The following is a 19878-nucleotide window of genomic DNA, read 5'->3' on the forward strand; positions in this document are numbered from 1 at the left end:
TTGCAACTAATCACTTCTGTCTCAACCACTTTGCCTTTTGATCTAAAGACAAAGGCGGACTTTTGTGATAAACTTTGTAAAGTTGCTGAAAAAAACATCTTTTTCACGGAAACATTTCAGCTTATTTTTAGAAAATGAGGGTTGTACATGTATCATTCGTATATTTGGGACTTTGACGGCACATTGTTTGACAGTTACCCAATCATGTTAGAGGCGTTTCTTAAAACATTGAAAGACGCTGGATTTGATCCCGATTCGAGAGAAATTTATCGCATCTTGAAAGCATCGTCATCAAAACAAGTAGCTGAGAAATATCAATTGGATTTCATTGATTTTAGCGCTCGTTTTAAAGCATATGAAGCACTAGATGAGCGGCTACCCGTTTCATTTCCGGGAACGAAAGAAGCTTTACAAGCAGTAGTAGACCATGGCGGCAAGAATTATATTTTGACCCATCGTGACGTTGTTTCAACGAAAGAACTTTTAATGAAAGAAAATCTTGACCATTTGATCGTAGAGATCGTGGGACCGGAGAATAATTTTCCCCGCAAGCCGGACCCAACGTCTTTGAATTATTTAGTGGAAAAATATCAATTGGACAAAACAACGACTGTAATGATCGGTGATCGTGCGATGGATGTGCTGGCTGGACGAGGGGCAGGGGTGCAAACGATGTTCTATGATATTGAAGGATTGCTAACTGATTTGGATGCAGACCATGTCGTTCATTCCATGAAAGAAATCGAAGAAATTATCAAGTCTTGAGCAATCAAGACTTTTTTTGCGTACTTCTTTTTGAGGTGATTCATTATGGACAAGTGGGTGGATTTTGGGAAAAAATATTGGCATTTATCCTTGAGCGCGCTGTTGGTCATTCTTTTTCTGTTTGGTTTGTTTTTTACCCCGAATGAGCCAAAATGGCCCGAAGCAGAAGAGTCTTCACCAATTTTCGAATCAGAGAGTAGGAAAGAGTCATTGGACCAGATCGTTGTAGATATCAAAGGAGAAATCCGAAATCCGGGTATTTACACCTTACCTAGTGGAGCTCGACTGTATGAGCTGATCCAATTAGCGGGCGGGGTCACTGATGAAGGAAATGAAAAAGTCATGAATTTTGCCCAAGAATTGTCAGATCAACAATTAGTAATCGTTCCTCATTTAGATGATCCGGTAGTCTACGCTGACAATAGAACAGAAGAAACACTTGCTCAGAACCAGATCGATTTAAATACAGCAGATAGCAGCCAGTTACAAGAGCTTCCAGGCATTGGCGCGAAAAAGGCAGAGGCAATCATCGCTTACCGTGAAGAAAAGGGTTTTTTTAAAACCGTGGAAGAAGTGAAAGAAGTTTCTGGTATTGGCACTAAAACTTATGAGGCTTTGGAAGGGTTGATCAAGGTGCGATGAAAAATAAGAGAAAGAATAAGAGAATAAGCTCGCGATTCAGTGGCTTTTCTGTTTCGTTGTAGGGGGTATAGGGAGTACAGGGGGTATAAGGTATAAGGGGTATAAGGGGTATAAGGTAAGTAGAGAAGTCATTTTTATTTAGTAGAGCGATCGGGTGAAACAAGTCAGTATCGCGACGTATTATGCTAACAAAAACACACTCTGTCGCAGACGGCCGGTGGTTGTAAAAATTAATCTTTTGCTCAAAAAGAGTCAATCGATACAACTATATGTTGTATCGAATGCTAAGGGATCTAAGGAATTTATAGTGAGAATACAAAGTAGACCTTTTCTCACTGTGTAATCCATTTGTTTATTTCAGCAGGAAAAGATTTGCTAAAGGTAAGCTATACCGATTACATGAAAAATTCTTCATTTTTCCCAAGAGAAAATTAAAAATAATTTTGAAAACAATTTTTTTGCCTAAACTTTTCCTCAGAATGCTATCAATTTCATTTCTTCCTATTTCCTGATAGTTTATAATAACGGACGTAATAAACTCGGGAAAGGAGCGAGCCTATGCTGGAAAGGTATATAGAAAAATGCGTGATTCGTCAAGTCTATCTTTGCGAGCAGTTGTATGAGAAGGAAAGCGTGCTTATTGACCGTTTAGCCGAACAGCTGGATGTCTGTCCTGCGACCATTATCAATGACATTGATAAAATTCTGCTTTTACTGAAAGAACGCATTGCTACCGCCACTCACGAGAAGCATACATATCAAGTGGTTTTTACTGCCGGATCTTCCTTATCAGAGCTTACTCAAACCATTTATCAAGGATCCTATTTTTTACAAGTTCTCTATCAATTTTTGATTGGAGAGAGAAGTTGGCAAAAAATATCGGAAGAGGTGTTTATTTCATTAAGCAAGGTTTATACCATTCGGACAGACTTATGGAGATTTTTTGAGGAAATGGGCTATTTAAATGAAGAGCAAGAGGAGGTCGAGATCCCCGAGAAAGACTTCCGCTATCTTCTATTGGCTGTAATGAACTATTTAGGAAAACGTCCTGAAAAAAATCAGTCTTTTATTGAGCAGGCTTGTGAAGAACTGATCCAATTCGTGGAACAACGTTTTTTTCTGCGTTCTTATCCTGAAGACGAACGTCAAATCATTCATTTAGGGATCCACATCGGATTAGCAAGAAGCCGAATAGCTCCTATTTGTTTTGCATCAAGGGACAAGGAGATGGCACGACAGACACCGCTATTTCAATTATTACAGCAAGGTCTTAATGAACTTGTAGTTTCTTTGTGTAGCAATGAGGACGAAGAATTTTACATCTATTCACTTTTTAATTCACGCAAGTATCAGTGCAATAATCTGGAGCTGTTGCAAAGAGATTTTGAAGTCGTTTATCGTAATCACATTCATCGCTGTCCGGAGATGTTGGAACTCACGCATTTATTACAAAACCGACTAGGAATATCCGAGAAAAATCATTTGTTGTTCGAAAAAGCGTTACTACCGTTTCTTCGTTCCGCTTGGGGGGACATGCAGATCTTTCAAACGGATCGTCTATTCTTTCTCTACCCAAGTGAGAGGGAAATGTTTGATCAAATAATGGAGAGCCTTGGGTTATGGGCAAACCAAAACCAGCAGATGATTCGATGGAATGACAATCTGGTTCGTAAATTGACGATTTTACTAAGTTTGCTTCCTGATGCTGAAAAAACTGAACATTTGGAAGTGTATATTGTTGCACCTTCTGATTTTAAATACTTGTATTATCGCCAACAGTTAGAAGAAATGTTAGATGAGCACTTTACCATAAGCAATATGATCTATCACCAATTAACTGATGTGGTGGATGATGTCTTTTTTTGTACCAAACGAATGATTTTGTGTGATGCTTCTCTTTACCAAGAAACACTTCAAACGAAAAATACTAAAATTTATCCGGTGACTTTCAGCACTGTTTCCTCTGTTATCTTAGCTATCAATCAGACACTATATCAACGAGTCGAGGAAATCTTTGCAACAAAGAGTAATTGAAAAGACTGAAAAAGGTAATTATTGATACAAAGAGAGGGATTGCGCACAGCCGTGCGCAATCCCTCTCTTTGAACTAAAGTAGTGCAAGCGAATGGCACTACTTGGGACAGTTCCGCAATAGAAGTAACGTTGAGAGCTCTAATGATTTTGGGGAAGTTTCTTGCTAGAACGTGTTGGCCTTTTTAATGAGTAAAGCCGTAGGTTTTGATTTCTTGTTTTTTATGATAAACCAGATGAGCCTGATCAAGTGCCAGTAGAGCTTCTTTCATGTCTTGAATATAATCGTGGGCCATATTCATACCAAAGTCTGCACGAATGACCAATCGTTGGATGATTTGGTCGTCTAAATTGGCTGGTAATGGATAAGCTGGAACTTGCCAACCTTTCATGAGTAAACGGTCTGCTAAGTCATACAACGTCCATTCCCGTTTTGGATCGTCTTTCAATTTGTAGCAGACGATCGGAAGTTGAGCGCCATCATTGATCATTTCGAATAGACCGGTTTTTTCGATTTCTTTTGCCAAATAAAGAGCAACTTTATGGGTCTTGTCATGAATCGCTTTGTAACCATCAAAACCATAACGCACAAAATTATAGTATTGTCCGATCAACTGAGCAGCACTATGGGAGAAGTTGATGGCCATGGTTGGTAACTCACCGCCCAAATAGCTGACTTTAAATACAAGTTCTTGAGGCAAGTAAGATTGATCGCGCCAAAGTACCCAACCCACACCCGGATAAACGAGACCGTATTTATGACCGGATGTGTTGATTGATATGACATTTGGTAATTGAAAGTCCCAGACGAGATCCGGTTCAGTAAAAGGGGTATAGAGACCACCAGAAGCAGCATCCACATGAATGTAGACTTTATAGTCCGTTGTTTGGTTGTATTGTTCAACAAGTTCATTCAATCCTTTAATGTCGTCATAGCGTCCTGTATAGGTAATTCCTAGAATGCCAACGATGCCGATCGTATATTCATCAACATAGTCCATCACTTTATCAAGATTGATCGACAAATGGTTTTCATCCATGGGGACTTCTCTCATCTCGATATCCCAGTAGACACAAAATTTTTCCCAACAAACTTGATAACCGCTTGAAATCACTAAATTAGGTTTATGAGCATTTAGATCGAGACCGAGTTTTTCCGCCCGATTACGCCAAGCAAATTTCATTGCCATCCCACCTAACATACAGGCTTCTGAAGAACCAATGGTAGAAGTGCCCATGAATTTTTCTTCTTTGCTTGCATGCCACAAATCTGCAATGATATTCACACAGCGATTTTCAATTTCTGCTGTTCGTGGATACTCAGATTTGTCGATGGCATTTTTTTCTAGAGTTTGTGTCATCAGCTTAACTGCTTCCGGTTCCATATAGGTTTGACAGAATGTAGCTAAATTCAAACGGGCATTTCCTTCATCAAGTAGCTGATCTTGTACGAGCTGATAGGCCATTCTAGGTTCAACAGATTGCGGATTTAGTTTGTATTTCGGTAAATCTTCTCCTTCACAAACAGCTCCAAAAATTGGTTCCAAATAGTCTGCTTCTTCGCGGTTTTCTTTTCCATATAACATGATAATTCCTCCTAATAGATAAAAAATACGGTTAATGTTTGATTGTATACTTCTCGTTTTGAACGATGTGGTGTTCTCCTCGAGCGCTTGGATAAGTGGCAGGGTTCACATCTCCTGTTTTCATATGAACCGGTTCGTCGATTTGAGCTTCTTTGCCACGTTTGTCATGAAGTTCATAGAGAATGAATGGTAACAATAAAGTAACGATGAAACTAATCAACAAGATGACTTGGTAAGTTCTGTCTTCACTGGCAGGAATCGAAGAAGGTGGGAAGAACGAAACGAATATTGCGAGCAGCGACATGATGAGCCCTAATCCTGCGATTATTGTTTTTCCGATTGTTTTTCCTGGAACATTATAGGTACGAGGAAGATCTTTTTTCTTAAAAAGCAGAACAAAATAGCCCAAGAAAAACAGCAAATAACCAATCAAATAAATCACTACTGTCAGCGAAATAGCTACCAAGAAAGATAAGTTGTTTCCACCGCCGCCAAACGTTAGAACAGCCCCCCATATTGAAACGATGATTCCTTGAATCATGATTAGCGGAACAGGGACGCCATGTTTGTTGTGCTTTCGTAAAAAAGTCGGCAGTAATCCTCGTTGTGCCGCTGCAAACATACCTCTTGATGGGCCAACGACCCATGAGCTGACCTCACCCATGACACCAAAGGCAATCATTAGTGCGATTAACTTCACTAGCCAACCAAGATGCGGATTGAAGTGAAGCAACAACGATTCAAAGGTTTGAATCACTCCGGCACTGAGAGATAATTCTTTTTGCGGAATGACCGCAGCAACAGAGAAGCCGCCAATAGCGTCTAATGCAATGGCAAGAATGACTAGCAAAATCATTGCTAGTGGATAATTTTTTTGCGGATTTTTTAGTTCATTAATGTGGGAAGCAGAGGCCTCCACACCCATATAAGCCAAAATAAAAGAGACAAATACCACGAGAGTAGAAACTTTTGAAAAGTCAGGGATAAATGCTTTTTCACTCAGGGGTATTTGAATAGGATTTCCACCGATGAAATAAGCTGCTGCTAGCACAAATAAGAGGATAGAGGGAATGACGATCCCGATAACAAATCCTGCTTTTGCAATTTTTGCTGTTCTTTTGGTTCCACCTAACTGAGAAAACGTTAAGAGCCAAAAAATAATCAGCAAACCGATGTACTTCATCAATGGATCATTGTTGAGGGCGGGAAAATTCAGCACATAAGAAAGTGCCCCTAAGATGAAGTAAATCATCGTAACAAACCCGACAGTAATCTGAAACCACTGAAAGAAGATCGCTGCAAAGCCAAACCGTTCGCCTAATGTTTCACTGACCCAACTAAATATCCCACCGTTCTGCCAGCCTTTTACCGTCGACATTTCTGCCGCGCAGAGTGCAACAGGCAAAAACCAGAGGATACCTCCTAATAATAAGAAGAAAACCAAATGAAGTTGTGACGTGGCAAAAGTTGGGTACTCGTACACAGTCAGGACCATCGAGGCTGTTAGTGCGAAAAAACCAAATAAAGATAATTTTTTCTCGTTCATCAAATCGCTTCTTTCTAAGTCTAATATCTTTTTGGCGCTGTTATCTCGGAGGAGAAAGCTGATGTATGCTTCTGTTCATTGTGTGTCCACCTCTTTTCTTACAAAACGAAGTATAAAACTTTTTGGGTAAGAAAATTTCCAAGTTTTTTCTGAAAACAAAAGTGAAAAAGAAAAAAAGCTGGAAATAAAAAAGAACCGTGTATTTTGCTGTTAAAAAAAAGCAAGAGCACTCGAAAGGCGTATTATTTTATGTACCCCTGAAAAACTAGAAATAGGCAGATGGTGTTGCTACAAAGGTTTTATGAAAAATTTGCGTTAGGCAAGTGTTTCAATGAAAGGGAGGAATCGGAAGAAGAAAGAGAGAAAAGGCGAAAAAACTATTATACCTGGGAAGAGTAAAGTTAGGATCTTTCGTTCCATCCGTTAGTAGCATCAAATATTAGTAGCATCAAAGAAAATAACAAGCAGTTTTATTCCCAGTCCCTTAATCAAAAACAATACCCAGCAGGTAGTGGAGTCATTTTGAGAACTGTTTGACTGACGGTAGCAGTAGGAAAAACAAGCAGAAGTGAATGGAGAAAAAGACACTAAAATTCATTAGCCCCTAGATTAATCAGTGGGGGTATAGTATATTATAAAAAATTGTGTACTATTATTTCGCAATCGGAAAAATAGAAAAAGGAGGTACGCAGATGACAAGCGATCTGAATAAAAAGAATCAATGGGTTAATTCTCAAAACCGATCGATAGAAGGAAATAAACGAATCCCATGGGACCAGTATTTTATGGCTCAAGCTGTTTTACTTTCTCTTAGAAGTACATGCTCTCGGTTAGAGGTGGGGGCGACACTAGTCAAGGACCGACGGATTATTGCCGGCGGCTACAATGGCTCAGTTAGTGGAGACGTTCATTGTATTGATGAAGGCTGCTATGTGGTTGACGGACATTGTATCCGCACGATCCATGCAGAAATGAACGCATTACTGCAATGCGCCAAGCTAGGTGTTTCAACCGACAATGCCGAGATTTATGTGACACACTTTCCATGTTTGCCTTGTACGAAGGCGATTTTGCAGGCAGGCGTCAAGAAAATTCATTATCTGAATGACTACCGCAATAATCAATATGCTCTAGATTTGATTCAACAAGTTGGTGCTACCGTCCACCAAGTTGAACTTGATCCAGCATATTTTGAAAAATTATCTTTTGGTGCCTTGAATGGGGCTACACACACAAACATGCCGTGACCATTTCCTTTTTGTTGGAGTGATCATTGGTTGCTGGGTAACAGGTTTCTATTTGAAATCTGTTCTTTTATTTATTATCGCAAGTTATCTTCTTCTGGGACTACTGATAAAAAAACAAGTTGCTTTATTGACACTTTGTTGTCTTGGCAGTGTATTGATAGGGGGACGTATGGTCAGTTTTCAAAATCGTCAGTTGGAAGAAGGATCGTTAACTGCTGAGGTTCTTATCTATTCTGATACGATCAAAGTTAATGGTGATTTAGTGACATTTGAAGGGAAACTGCTTGAAGGTAAAGTGATGGGGCGTTACCAAGTTTCTTCTCTTTCCGAAAAAGACCAATGGCTCAGCCGACAAAATTGGCAGAAATCACTAAGAGTCCATGGAAATTTCAAGATAGCAGAGCCAATCCGAAACAAACATGCCTTTGATTACTCATTTTATTTGGCTAGCAGGAACTTCTTAGGCACATTGACGATTACTGAGATTCTCGCAAGCAAACAAACTGCCGGGATTTCTTCGATCTACAGGTGGCGAGCAGCTGCAGTGACTCACGTGAAGCAGTTTTTCCCTGAGAAGCTGGCATCTTATATAAACGCATTGTTATTTGGGTATAAAGATCATGAGTTTCAAGAGATCCGTCAATTATTCAGTAGCAGTGGCTTGCTGCACTTTTTTACTGTGTCCGGACTGCATGTGTCTTTCTTTTTCTACTGGTTAGAACGAGGTCTGAGACGAGGAAAGCTCACCAGAGAGGAGATGCTGCTTCCTCTTTTGCCAATTATCCTGATAGCCGCCATTTTATTTGGTGGTTCTATCAGCGTGATTCGAGCTGTTCTCGCTTATGGGATGACCGTTCTTTTGCGACTGTTTTCCTGTCACCTTTCAGCCTGTGATCGTTACGGTATCGTGCTTTTTCTAACACTTATGATCGACCCAAAAGTTTTTCTGCAAACGTCCGGGCAGCTATGTTTTTTGATGACTTTTTTATTGCTCATGCAAAGAAACGTACAGGTTTCCTCAGTGATCCGTTCTCAGTTTTTGCCGTTATTGGCAGCGCCGCTGCTGATGCACTTATTCTATGAATTTCCTTTGTTGGGTGGGATTTTTACTCTTCTTTTGCTTCCGTTGTTTCAACGTTTTATCTTACCTAGCTGTTTTGCTCTTTTTGCCGTAAGTCTTTTGATACCAAAAATACCCTATCTGGATAGTTGGAGTGAAACACTTTTGCATGGAATAGAGGAAATCGTCTTTTTTCTTGGAAGATTTGCCCTCACGACTGGAAGGATTCCCATAGAACTTGCTATTTTCTGTAGTCTTCTTGGTTTATTTTTGTATCAGCGACATCAGTTCTTTTTTTGTTTCTTAGTCAGTTTGTTTTTACCGCTACTTTTACAGCGTCTTTTTGTCCCTGCTGCCGTTACATTTGTCGATGTTGGGCAAGGTGATAGTATTGTCCTACAAACAGCCTTTAACCGGGAAGTGTATGTGATTGATACCGGCGGCAGTTTATCTTTTCCTAAAGAGGCGTGGCAGCAACGCGCGTATCAAGAAAATGCACACGCCTCATTGATTCCATTTTTAAAAGGCGAGGGAGTCAGGCAAATCGATGGGCTTTTTTTGACTCATGGAGACACGGACCATCTAGGTGATGCATTGGCATTAATGACAGCAATCCCTGTCAAAAAAATATACCTAGTTCCTGGAAGTGAACACCATCCTCAGATTGCCGCGTTAATCAAGCAGCTTCCGCAAGGAACTGTTCACTGGACAAAAGTGGGTGAAACCATTGGTCGCGACCTTGCTATCACTGTTTTAGCTCCTGAGTCTGGGCAAGGTGAAAATGAAGATTCTTTAGTTTTGAAGGCTGAAATTGAGAAGTGGCGCTTTTTATTTACCGGTGATTTAGATCAAAAAGGGGAAGAAAAGTTGATTCAACAGTACCCTCATCTCCAGGCAGAAGTGGTAAAGCTAGGGCATCATGGCAGTCGTACCTCCACTTCTGCTCGTTTTATCGAGAGCCTTTCACCCAAAATCGGCATCATTTCTTGTGGCAAAGACAATCGCTATGGACATCCACATTCTGAAGTTTTGGAAGTGATGGAAGGAAGAAGCATCTTGAGAACAGATCAGCAGGGGATGATCCGCTTCAGCTGGTCAAATTGGCATCGTGTCCAACAGCTAGAAACATGGCTAGACTATCGATTAGAATGATGATAGGATGGAAAAGAAAGCGGGGGAATCTATGGAACTGCAAAAAGCGTTGCAAGAGATTCGGACGAAATCTCTGCAACCTATCTATTTAGTGACAGGCACAGAAAAATTTTTACAAGAACAAGTACGTCAAGCATTTTTGACGCGTTTTGAAGTTTCAAAAGATGACTTGAATTTTGCTTCTTTTGATATGGAAAGAGAGCCTTTGGATTTGGTGATTCAAGAAGCGCAATCGTTGCCGTTTTTCGGTGATCAGCGATTGATCTTTATGGAGCGGCCTTTTTTTCTAACAGCAGAAAAAAAAGCCAATGTTCCAGAACATGACCTTGATGATTTTTTGCTGTATTTAAAAAATCCAATGGACACGGCTGTCTTGGTGATTTTTGCCGAATATGATAAGCTGGATGAACGAAAGAAAATCACGAAGCAGTTGAAAAAAGCAGGGATCATCATCGATGTGGCACCAATGAAAGAAGCGGATGTTCGTCGGTACTTGCAACAGACATTGACAAACGATGGTATTGAAATGACTAGAGAAGCTTTTGAACTGTTCCTGCGGTTGACTGATCTCCATTTATCAAAAGCGATGCAGGAGTTGCAAAAATTACGCTTGTATGCAGGAAAAGATGCGAAGATCACAAAAGAAATCGTTCAGCAATTGATTCCTAAAACCTTAGAACACAATGTTTTTGAATTGACTAATGATGTGTTACAAGGAAAAGTAGCGGATGCCTGGCGGTTGTATGATGACTTGTTGTTACAAGGGGAAGAGACCATTAAAATCAATGCAATTTTGATTGGACAAGTACGCTTGCTTTTACAAGCGTCGATTCTGATGAAGGTCGGCTATCAACAGGCAAATATTGCTGAGACACTAAAAATCCATCCCTATCGGGTCAAGTTAGCGATGCAGCAGGCAAGAAAGTTCAATGAAAAGCAATTAGCAGCCCTTTATCATGAATTGATTGAGAATGATTATTTGGTGAAAAGTGGTCAAATCGATAAAGAATTTCTGTTTCAATTGTTCGTTTTAAAGCATGGTAAAAGACAAGGGTAAAAGAAAGCCGAAGCAATCATTTGATTGCTTCGGCTTTAATTTGCTTATTTCGCAATTTTTTTACTTAAACGAGATTTGTCACGACTAGCTTTGTTCTTGTGGATCAATCCTTTAGTCTCAGCCATATCGATTGCTTTAACAGCATCTTTATATAACGCATCTACGTTATCAGCACCAGCTTCAACAGCTAGATCAAATTTTTTGATTGCTGTGCGCATTGTGCTTACTTGAGATGAATTCTTAGCATTAGCCGCTTCGCTTGTGCGAACACGTTTGATTGCAGATTCAATGTTTGGCATGTATTTCACCTCCAAAAATAAGTTCTTATACGTTTGAAACGTATAAATCAACACTAGTCATTATACCTAATGCAAGTTTCATTTGCAATAAAAGTTGTAAAGAAATTTTACTTAACACAAAAAAAGGTGCTTTTGCCAGCTATTTTTTCTTGTTCTATATTATTATTTTAATCCTTTACATATTTTTTAATGAATACTTACAAAAAGTTTACACTTTGTTCACTTTCTATGCTATGATTACTTCGGAATTTTTAAATGAGGTGTATAAATGTGAATATGGCTTTAGTTATAACCATCGTGCTCTCGTTAGGCGTTATTTTCGTCAATGGGTGGACGGATGCTCCAAATGCAATTGCCACCGCAGTCTCTACGAGGGTCCTACGTCCAAATGTCGCTATTGGAATGGCGGTAGTGATGAATTTCCTTGGGGTCTTAGTGATGACGTATTTCAATGCGCAAGTTGCTGAAACCATCAGTAACATTGTCAGCTTTGATACTGCTGGCGGCTTTCATGTTGCACAAATCGCTTTAGCTGCTGCACTTTTTTCAATCGTCGTCTGGACGGTTGCGGCTTGGTACTTCGGTATTCCAACCAGTGAATCCCATGCATTGATTGCTGGACTTACAGGAGCAGCAATGGCACTGGGCGGATTACATGCAGTAAACGGACAAGAATGGGTCAAAGTACTGATAGGGCTGGTGGTCTCAACATTGATGGGGTTCATTGGTGGGTTTATCATCACCAAATTGATCGTTTGGCTCTTCCGGGGAACTTCTCGTCGTAAAGCAAATAAAGTTTTTACGATCGGGCAAGCGGTCGCAGCTGGAGCAAACGCTTTTTTGCATGGCGCACAAGACGGTCAAAAGTTTATGGGGGTCTTTATGCTAGGTCTTTACTACAATAACCTTGTAGAAAAAAGCGGCAACGGCTTTACGATCCCTTTGTGGGTAATGGCGTTATGTTCTCTTACTATGGGAATCGGAACCTCTGTCGGTGGGATGAAAATCATTAAATCTGTCGGCATGGACATGGTCAAACTGGATAAATATCAAGGTTTTTCGGCTGACTTAACAGCGGCAATCTGCTTGTTCTTATCTTCCGTGTTTGGGATTCCCGTTTCGACGACACATACAAAAACAACTGCCATCATGGGTGTTGGCGCATCACGTCGCTTTTCCAGCGTTGACTGGCGCATCGTGAAAGAAATGATTTATGCTTGGATCTTGACTTTCCCAGGCTGTGGCTTGATTGCCTATGTAATGGTAAAAGTATTACTTGTGATTTTGTAAGGAGAGAGAAGAATGGCACGAAAAAAAAGTTTTGATTATTTTGCAGCGATGGAGCAGCTGGCAACCAATGGTCATTTAGCGGCAAAACGTTTTTCAGTTCTGATAAATGATTATTCAGAAGCAGCGTTAACTGAAGCAGCAGCAGAAATTCACGCATTAGAAAAAGAAGGCGATCAAGTGATCGCAGAATTGACCAATGAATTATATGATTCTTTTATCACACCGATCGATCGAGAAGATATTTTGATCATTTCTGAACGCTTGGACGATATTTTAGATGGCATCATGGGCTTGACTTATTTATTTGAAAATCTTGTGATCAAGTCATTACGTCCGGAAACAGCTGATTTCGCTGTCATGATCGAACAGGCCACACAAGGTGTGCAGACGGCATTAAAAGAGTTTCCTAAATTCAAAAATTCAAAGACGCTACGTCAAATGATCAATGATGTCAATCGTATCGAGTCTGAAGCGGACCTTTTGTACTCTAAATTGAAAAAGGCCCTTTTCACCGATGAAAAAGATGTCTTAGAAATCATTAAATGGAAAGACATTTATGACCGCTTTGAAACAATCATCAACGACACAGAAGGTGCTGTCGATATTATTGACGGCATGGTCATCAAAAATACCTAATTTAGCTAAAAACACTGCGATGTCCAAAAGGACATCGCAGTGTTTTTATTATAAAGATACTAACCAGTAAACGATCAAAACCGCACCAAGTACGATACGATACCAACCAAAGAAAGTGAAATCGTTTCGTTTGATATAATTCATCAAGAAGCGGATGGCTAACACGGAAACGATAAAGGAAACGATCGTTCCAGTTAATAAGATAACTGTTCCTTGCAAGTCAAAAGCATTTCCATCTTTCAGAAATTTAAATATTTTTAAGGCACTTGCACCGAACATGGTAGGGATACCTAAGAAGAATGAAAATTCTGTTGCGACAAAGCGGGAGGCACCAATCATGATTCCTCCAAGAATCGTAGCGCCAGAGCGTGATGTTCCGGGAATCAATGCTAATACTTGAAACATCCCGACAATTAGTGCAGCTTTATAAGTGAACTTGTTCAAATCGGTACATTTTGGTTCTTTGTTTTTGTTTCTTTTCTCAACGACGATGAAGCCGATCCCGTAGATGATCAGAACGATCGAAACAGAGAGGAAATTATAGAAGTGAGCGTCTAACCAATCGTCCAGTGGCAAACCAATGATGACAGATGGTAAGACAGCAATGATCACTTTCGACCAGAGTGTCCAAGTGTCTCTCTTTTCCAATGCATTTTTGGTGGGTGAAAATGGGTTTAATTTATGGAAATAGAGGTAAACAACCGCCAGAATCGCTCCTAACTGGATCACGACGTTGAACATCGCCATAAATTCCGGGCTTACTTTCAACCCAATAAATTCATCAGCAAGGATCAAGTGACCGGTACTACTGATGGGAAGCCATTCGGTAATGCCTTCAATGATCCCGAAAAGGATGGCTTTAATAAAATTCGCAAAAAACATTTGTTCAGTCCTTTCTTGTATGGTGAAATACATTACATAGTATACCTGTTCTAGGAAAAAATACCAAACACTTCCTAAAAAAAGAGCAGTTTTTCTTGCTGAAAAAATCGTCAAGCCGAGGATCTTTTCAGCAAAAAACTACTCTTACTTTTGTTGATTCATTATTGCAAGAAAATCAAGCGAGGAGATCTTGTGAAAGGGCAAGTCCTTTCTTGATATATTCAGTGTTGCCCACTTCCGCAATTGTGAATTCACCATTTTCATAAATCAGTCGGGTAACCGAACCATTATCGATGTCCATACGCACGTTGTTTTCGTTATTGATCAAATGCAGCAAGAAGGCGATCGTTAGACCATGGGACACAACTAACGCATTGCCGCCGCCTTTTTTCTCAACCCGATACGCGATGTCTTCAAAGCCGGTTTTGACCCGTTCAGTCAATTCATCAAAGGATTCGGCCCAATTCGCTGTGTCCGCACGATGAATCGCATTGGCAACAGCCTCAAAGCTGACATGGCTAGCAATCATATTATCATAATCAGGGAAATCCAACACACGAGGAATGACGCCCCACATTTCTGCATCATAAGCCCCTTCTAAAGACCCAAAACACCATTCTCTGATTCGTTTATCAATATGATAAGGAATCTGAGGCCCACGTAAATGCTCGCCCAAGATCAAGCGCATGGTTTCGATAGCACGACCACTATCACTGGATACTGCTTCCACAAAATCGATCTCCCGGAGACCAAGCCCAAGATAATGGATTCCTTGTTCACCTGTGCGGGTCAATGGAGTATCACACCATCCCTGAACGCGCTGTAATGTATTGAACATTGTCTTACCGTGTCGCACGACATATAATTCTGTTCTTGCCATATCGTTTCCTCCTTTTACATTTATCTAAAAAATGGATTTGTCCGTTTTTCGTTTTCAATCGTCGTTGGCTCACCATGCCCTGGATAAACAGTTAATTGGTTGGGCAGAATAAACAACTCAGATTGGATACTCGTTAATAATTGTTCCAAATTACCAGTTGGTAGATCCGTACGTCCAATACTGCCTTTAAAAAGGGCATCTCCTGAAACGACAAAATCATCAAAAATAAAGCTGACACTCCCAATGGAATGTCCCGGAGTTGCCACAACGCGAAAAGAGATGCCGTCAATTTGATAATCTTTTAACGCCAATTCATGCTCTGCAGGACGTGCAGTAATACCGCCTAAGTCAGGATGGCGACCAGAAAGATTTTTTAGAGGATCTCCTAACCAATCTTGTTCTAATGGACTGACATAAACTGGGATACTGTAATAGTCTCTTAAGTGATCCACTGCACCGATATGGTCATAATGAGTATGGGTCAATAAGATTGCACTAGGCTTTGCTTCTGTTTTTTCGATTTCAGCAATGATTCGTTCAGCCTCTGCTCCCGGATCAATGATTAATAAATGCCCATCTTGCCAAACCAAGTAACAATTCTCTTGAACAGGGCCGGTGACTAAGCCAATGATTTTCATATTTTAACCTCCTCTGTTTCTTCTTTTAGTATAGCCTAAAGTATTCAAGGAAACAAAAAAAGCTTTTTAAAGATTCACAGTTTTGCTCTTTATTTAGGAAAAAGCAAAAGAGCGTAAAATGGCTCTTCTTGCGCTGGTGGAAGAAACCAAAGAGAAAATGAGATTAAAAAAATCTGCAAAAAACGGCAGTTTGATTAAAAATAGGGTCGTTTTTAAAAAACTATCCCGAAAAATTTTCTAAGAAACCTCCGTAAAAAAAATACACTGTTATACTGTAATTAATTTAAAAAACCTTAATTATGGAAATAGTGGAGGCGGTAACATGAATAAGAAAGTATGTCTAGTTTTATGCTCATTCTTTTGCAGCTTGTTACTCGCAAGCTGTGGGCAAGAAAATCAAGCAATCAAAACGAGCGAACCTACGACAGCTACTGCGACCAAGCTCAGCTCCACAAATGCCGAGAATGTCGACTTGATGCTGATTCAAGAAGAAAGCAGTCAATTTCCGCAAAGCCAAGGTGTCTATGATCTGCAAGGAGAAGAATTGACCATCGTCAAACAATACTTGCCTATGACAGAAAGTAGCAGTGATGAAACGTTGAGTGGTTCGGCACTCAAAAAAAGAAATGAAACGATCCAAGCAGACTTTGAAAAAAATTTTGCTTCCGCGAATCTTCGCTTAAAAGATGATCCCTTTGAAATCTACGAGACGACCTTACATGGGGCTTCGTTTTCCATCGATGGAAAATATTTATTTTTACGAGCCCATGGGTTGGAATTAAAATTTCAGTATGATGAAGCAACCAATCGTGCCTACGATGAGAACAATGTGCGCTATGAAGTTCAAGTGGATCAGTGACGGATACTAATGAGAAATGCCTGAAAATCAGAACAGTATAAGAAGTTTAAGAGAAATAGATGCCACAAGAAAGTGACAAGTCGATTGAGACAACTTTCGATTGCGATAATGCCAAGAATTAAAACACATCATTAGGCAAGAAGAGAGGTTGTTTTTGATATGCTGTAACCATTGTAGGCATTTTTTAAGAAAATGTGAAAAAGACTGCAAATCCTGCAGGCTTTTTTTGTTCGCTTTAAAATCAGTGAAGCTTCCGATATAATAGCTCCGAGAAGGTGATCACGTGTATAAAGGAAAAATTGCTGTCCGAAAAATCGTTGAATTTATTTTGCGCCGTGGCGATATCGATAGTCGCAAAGTCAGTAACCATACTGCTCAAGAAGGCGCTCGTATCCATCGACGATTGCAAAAAGAAGCCGGCGATGCCTATCAAAAGGAAGTCTTCTTCAAAATAGAAAGCGAGATCGAAAAGGACACGTTGACTATCGAAGGACGTGCAGACGGCTTATTCTATGACGAAGAGAAACAATGTTGGGTAATCGATGAGATCAAAACGTCAGAACCCTACTTTGAAGATCTTCCTGAGGATCAAATCGATTTATTTTTTGCTCAAGGGATGGTTTATGCTTATATTTACCTTCAAGAAGAAAAGTTGACGGAAATTGAAGTCCAACTAACCTATTACCAGACGACGGAGCAGCTGATCACCCGCGTCCGTCGCCATTTTACAGTGGAAGAACTTACTGAATTTTATACCCACTTGATCAATGAATATCATAAATGGCTGGTTTTTCAGGAAAATTGGCGCCGTGTTAGAAATACTTCACTACAACTGTTAAAATTTCCTTTCGAAACGTATCGAAAAGGGCAACGGGAATTGGCTGCTGCCGCTTATAAGACGTTAAAAAACGGCAAGCGATTGTTTGCTGAAGCGCCAACAGGTACTGGAAAAACCATATCGACTCTTTTTCCTGCACTAAAAGTATTAGGAGAAGGGGATGGCGATCGTTTGTTTTATTTGACGGCAAAAACGATCACTCGCCAAGTAGCTGAAGATGCTTTAAGCAAGTTGGCGGATAACGGCAGTGAAACAAAAAGTGTGACCCTCACTGCCAAGGATAAGATTTGCTTTTTAGATGAACGGAATTGTACGCCGGAACATTGCCCATATGCGAATGGCTATTATAACCGAATCAATGAAGCGCTATGGGATCTGCTTCATCATGAAAATCAAATCACACGAGAAGTGATTGAAACGTATGGAAAAAAGCATACCGTCTGTCCCTTCGAACTTTCGCTGGATGTCAGTGTGTTTTGTGATGTCATTATTGGTGATTATAACTATCTGTTTGACCCGACTGTTTATCTCCGACGCTTTTTTGAGGAACCAGAAGAAGATTACTTTTTCTTGATCGATGAAACCCATAATCTCGTCAATCGTTCAAAAGAGATGTATTCAGCAGAGATTCGTCGCAGCACGTTTAAAGATCTTAGAAAACAACTGCCAATGGATCAACAAAAGCTTCGTCGAGCATTGAATAAAGTGGAGAAAGAATTCTCTGCGATTGAAAAAATCGCTGAGACGGATCATTGGGAGTACCATCATCAAAAAGAACCCCATGAAACGATGAACAAGCAATTAGCAAAGCTAGCTGAGCTTATGAAAGAATGGCTGCCAGCTAACCCTGAACATACGGCTCAGGAAGCGGTGCTGCAAAGTTATTTTGAAGTGAATCACTTTTTGAAAATTGCTGAATTCTATGACGATCATTATGAAACAACAGTAGAGGTCACTCGATATGAGCTGACTCTTCGTCAATTTTGCATTGAACCGGCTCCTTTTCTACAGCAAGTGTTAGACAAAGGAAAAGCCAGCTTGTTGTTTTCAGCCAGTTTCACGCCTCTTGATTATTACCAGGAAGTGCTGGGAGGCGGAGAAAAAGCATTACGCTATCGACTGCCAAGTCCATTTGATCCTGCAAATCAAAAAATCCTGATCGCAAATTACATCCAGACGACTTACCGGCAACGGACAGCCAGTCTGCCAGCGATCGTAGATGCCCTTTATCGAATGGTTCACGCAAAGTCAGGCAATTATATGGTTTTCTTTCCTTCTTACCAGTATTTGGACGAAGTAGCAGAAGCATTTCATCACGCGTATCCGACTATTAAGATGCTCGTACAGGATACAGCTATGAATGAAACGGAACGAGAAAATTTTTTAGCGGAATTCAAATACGACACGGCGGACGCTGAAGAAAAAACTTCGTTGATAGGATTTTGCGTATTGGGCGGAATTTTTTCGGAAGGCATCGACTTGAAGGGAACTCGTCTGATCGGAACGGCGATTGTTGGTGTCGGATTGCCGCAAATCAATCACGAACAAGAACTGATTCGGGACTATTATGAAGAAAAAAAACATGCTGGTTTTGCCTATGCCTATCGGCTGCCTGGAATGAACAAAGTTCTGCAAGCAGCGGGACGTGTCATTCGTGATTCTAGGGATCAAGGCGTGATCCTGTTGCTGGATCAGCGTTTTCATACAACGGCTTACCAGCAACTGTTTCCATTGCATTGGCAACACGCCCAAACCTGCTTTCGACCAGAGCAGCTTAGCAAAGCAATGGACCATTTCTGGCAAAAACAAAAAGACTCTCAGCACCGATCGTAGACCGTACATGCGGTTTGCGATCGGTACAGAGAGAAGTCAACGATAATTTGTGAATTGTAAATCGATCGGTAATTCAAGCTTGCGCAGCAGCTGGATGACTTCTTGTAAATCGTCACGGCTTTTACCAGTGACACGAATCTGATTGTCTTGAATCTGCGTTTTAACTTTCAATTTTGCATTTTTGATGGCGGTCGTAATTTTTTTCGCCTGTTCTTTATCAATGCCGTTGATCAATTCTGCAGTCTGACGGGCTTTGGCGCCAAGTGCATGTTCAGTCTGTGAGAATTGGATATTTTTTGTCGGAACACTTCGTTTGATGAGTTTGCTGCTTAACACATCTTTGATTTGTTCAAGTTTGAATTCATCGTCTCCCACGATTGTTAATTTATTGCCATCCATTTTAATTTCAACTGTCGAACCTTTAAAGTCAAATCGATTTTTTAATTCTTTTTCTGCTAGTTGGATGGCATTTTTTACTTCTTCTGTATTGATTTCAGATACAACATCGAAACTTGCTTCTTTTGCCACAAAGATCATCCTTTCTATTTTTCTTTGATTTTACCATGAGTCAGAAAAAAGAGGGGAGAGAAACTAAATTTTTGCAAATAATAGTTTCAATTTTAGACACAAACTGCTA

Annotated in this window: 17 protein-coding genes; 10 read left to right on the top strand and 7 right to left on the bottom strand. The window is 40.2% G+C overall.

The genetic code is table 11. The features are described from left to right. The first annotated feature begins 147 nt into the window (after nt 1-147). The 3 genes from HED61_RS10065 (at nt 148) to HED61_RS10075 (ending at nt 3441) form a co-directional block, all read left to right on the top strand. On the top strand, nt 148-765 hold the full coding sequence (locus HED61_RS10065) for an HAD-IA family hydrolase (RefSeq protein WP_003127274.1): 618 nt from the start codon (nt 148-150) through the stop codon (nt 763-765). A 45-nt stretch (nt 766-810) separates the two neighbouring features. Continuing rightward, a complete protein-coding gene (locus HED61_RS10070; protein WP_103300083.1) occupies nt 811-1407 on the top strand; it encodes a helix-hairpin-helix domain-containing protein in 597 nt (198 codons plus the stop codon). Nucleotides 1408-1965: 558 nt separating this feature from the next. Next, nucleotides 1966-3441 (top strand): DNA-binding protein, encoded by a 1476-nt coding sequence (locus HED61_RS10075; protein ID WP_219645505.1) that lies wholly within the window; start codon nt 1966-1968, stop codon nt 3439-3441. A gap of 182 nt (nt 3442-3623) precedes the next feature. Here the strand turns inward: HED61_RS10075 and HED61_RS10080 are convergent, their stop codons facing one another. Next, complete coding sequence (locus tag HED61_RS10080) at nt 3624-5024, bottom strand: glutamate decarboxylase (protein WP_081132155.1); 1401 nt, start codon at nt 5022-5024, stop codon at nt 3624-3626. Nucleotides 5025-5055: 31 nt separating this feature from the next. Then, complete coding sequence (gene gadC / locus HED61_RS10085; RefSeq protein ID WP_219645506.1) at nt 5056-6570, bottom strand: glutamate:gamma-aminobutyrate antiporter; 1515 nt, start codon at nt 6568-6570, stop codon at nt 5056-5058. Between the two features lie 692 nt (nt 6571-7262). Between gadC and HED61_RS10090 the strand changes: the two genes are divergently transcribed. Genes HED61_RS10090 through holA form a run of 3 tightly spaced genes read left to right on the top strand, consistent with a single transcriptional unit; the run spans nt 7263 to nt 11086 of the window. Further along, complete coding sequence (locus HED61_RS10090) at nt 7263-7817, top strand: ComE operon protein 2 (RefSeq protein ID WP_005472581.1); 555 nt, start codon at nt 7263-7265, stop codon at nt 7815-7817. Beyond that, nucleotides 7789-10029 (top strand): DNA internalization-related competence protein ComEC/Rec2, encoded by a 2241-nt coding sequence (locus tag HED61_RS10095; protein ID WP_219645507.1) that lies wholly within the window; start codon nt 7789-7791, stop codon nt 10027-10029. The genes HED61_RS10090 and HED61_RS10095 overlap by 29 nt, the downstream gene beginning before the upstream one ends. A gap of 31 nt (nt 10030-10060) precedes the next feature. Further along, nucleotides 10061-11086, top strand: a complete 1026-nt coding sequence (gene holA / locus HED61_RS10100) for a DNA polymerase III subunit delta (RefSeq protein ID WP_176333579.1) — start codon at nt 10061-10063, stop codon at nt 11084-11086. 44 nt (nt 11087-11130) lie between these two features. On the opposite strand, the gene rpsT is transcribed toward holA, so the two are convergent. Further along, on the bottom strand, nt 11131-11385 hold the full coding sequence (gene rpsT / locus HED61_RS10105; protein WP_003127283.1) for a 30S ribosomal protein S20: 255 nt from the start codon (nt 11383-11385) through the stop codon (nt 11131-11133). Between the two features lie 255 nt (nt 11386-11640). Here rpsT and HED61_RS10110 point away from each other — a divergent pair, with 255 nt between their 5' ends. Both HED61_RS10110 and HED61_RS10115 read left to right on the top strand, forming a co-directional pair. After that, nucleotides 11641-12675: an inorganic phosphate transporter gene (locus tag HED61_RS10110; RefSeq protein ID WP_003127284.1), complete on the top strand. Its 1035-nt coding sequence runs from the start codon at nt 11641-11643 to the stop codon at nt 12673-12675. Nucleotides 12676-12687: 12 nt separating this feature from the next. Further along, on the top strand, nt 12688-13311 hold the full coding sequence (locus HED61_RS10115; protein WP_003127286.1) for a DUF47 domain-containing protein: 624 nt from the start codon (nt 12688-12690) through the stop codon (nt 13309-13311). Nucleotides 13312-13359: 48 nt separating this feature from the next. Here HED61_RS10115 and HED61_RS10120 read toward each other — a convergent pair whose 3' ends face one another. The 3 genes from HED61_RS10120 to HED61_RS10130 form a co-directional block, all read right to left on the bottom strand. Then, nucleotides 13360-14193, bottom strand: coding sequence for an undecaprenyl-diphosphate phosphatase (locus HED61_RS10120; protein ID WP_005472587.1), 834 nt, complete (start codon nt 14191-14193; stop codon nt 13360-13362). Between the two features lie 175 nt (nt 14194-14368). Further along, the gene (locus HED61_RS10125) at nt 14369-15073 is read right to left on the bottom strand and encodes a histidine phosphatase family protein (RefSeq protein WP_005472589.1); all 705 of its coding nucleotides are present in this window, start codon (nt 15071-15073) and stop codon (nt 14369-14371) included. 20 nt (nt 15074-15093) lie between these two features. Further along, nucleotides 15094-15711: an MBL fold metallo-hydrolase gene (locus HED61_RS10130; protein WP_003127289.1), complete on the bottom strand. Its 618-nt coding sequence runs from the start codon at nt 15709-15711 to the stop codon at nt 15094-15096. Nucleotides 15712-16033: 322 nt separating this feature from the next. Here HED61_RS10130 and HED61_RS10135 point away from each other — a divergent pair, with 322 nt between their 5' ends. Further along, nucleotides 16034-16570 (top strand): hypothetical protein, encoded by a 537-nt coding sequence (locus HED61_RS10135; protein WP_003127290.1) that lies wholly within the window; start codon nt 16034-16036, stop codon nt 16568-16570. A gap of 283 nt (nt 16571-16853) precedes the next feature. After that, the gene (locus HED61_RS10140) at nt 16854-19241 is read left to right on the top strand and encodes an ATP-dependent DNA helicase (RefSeq protein WP_219645508.1); all 2388 of its coding nucleotides are present in this window, start codon (nt 16854-16856) and stop codon (nt 19239-19241) included. A 36-nt stretch (nt 19242-19277) separates the two neighbouring features. Here the strand turns inward: HED61_RS10140 and HED61_RS10145 are convergent, their stop codons facing one another. After that, a complete protein-coding gene (locus tag HED61_RS10145; RefSeq protein WP_003127292.1) occupies nt 19278-19769 on the bottom strand; it encodes a YajQ family cyclic di-GMP-binding protein in 492 nt (163 codons plus the stop codon). Nucleotides 19770-19878: the final 109 nt, after the last annotated feature.

This window comes from Enterococcus gallinarum (assembly GCF_021496385.1).
GTDB lineage: Bacteria > Bacillota > Bacilli > Lactobacillales > Enterococcaceae > Enterococcus_D > Enterococcus_D gallinarum.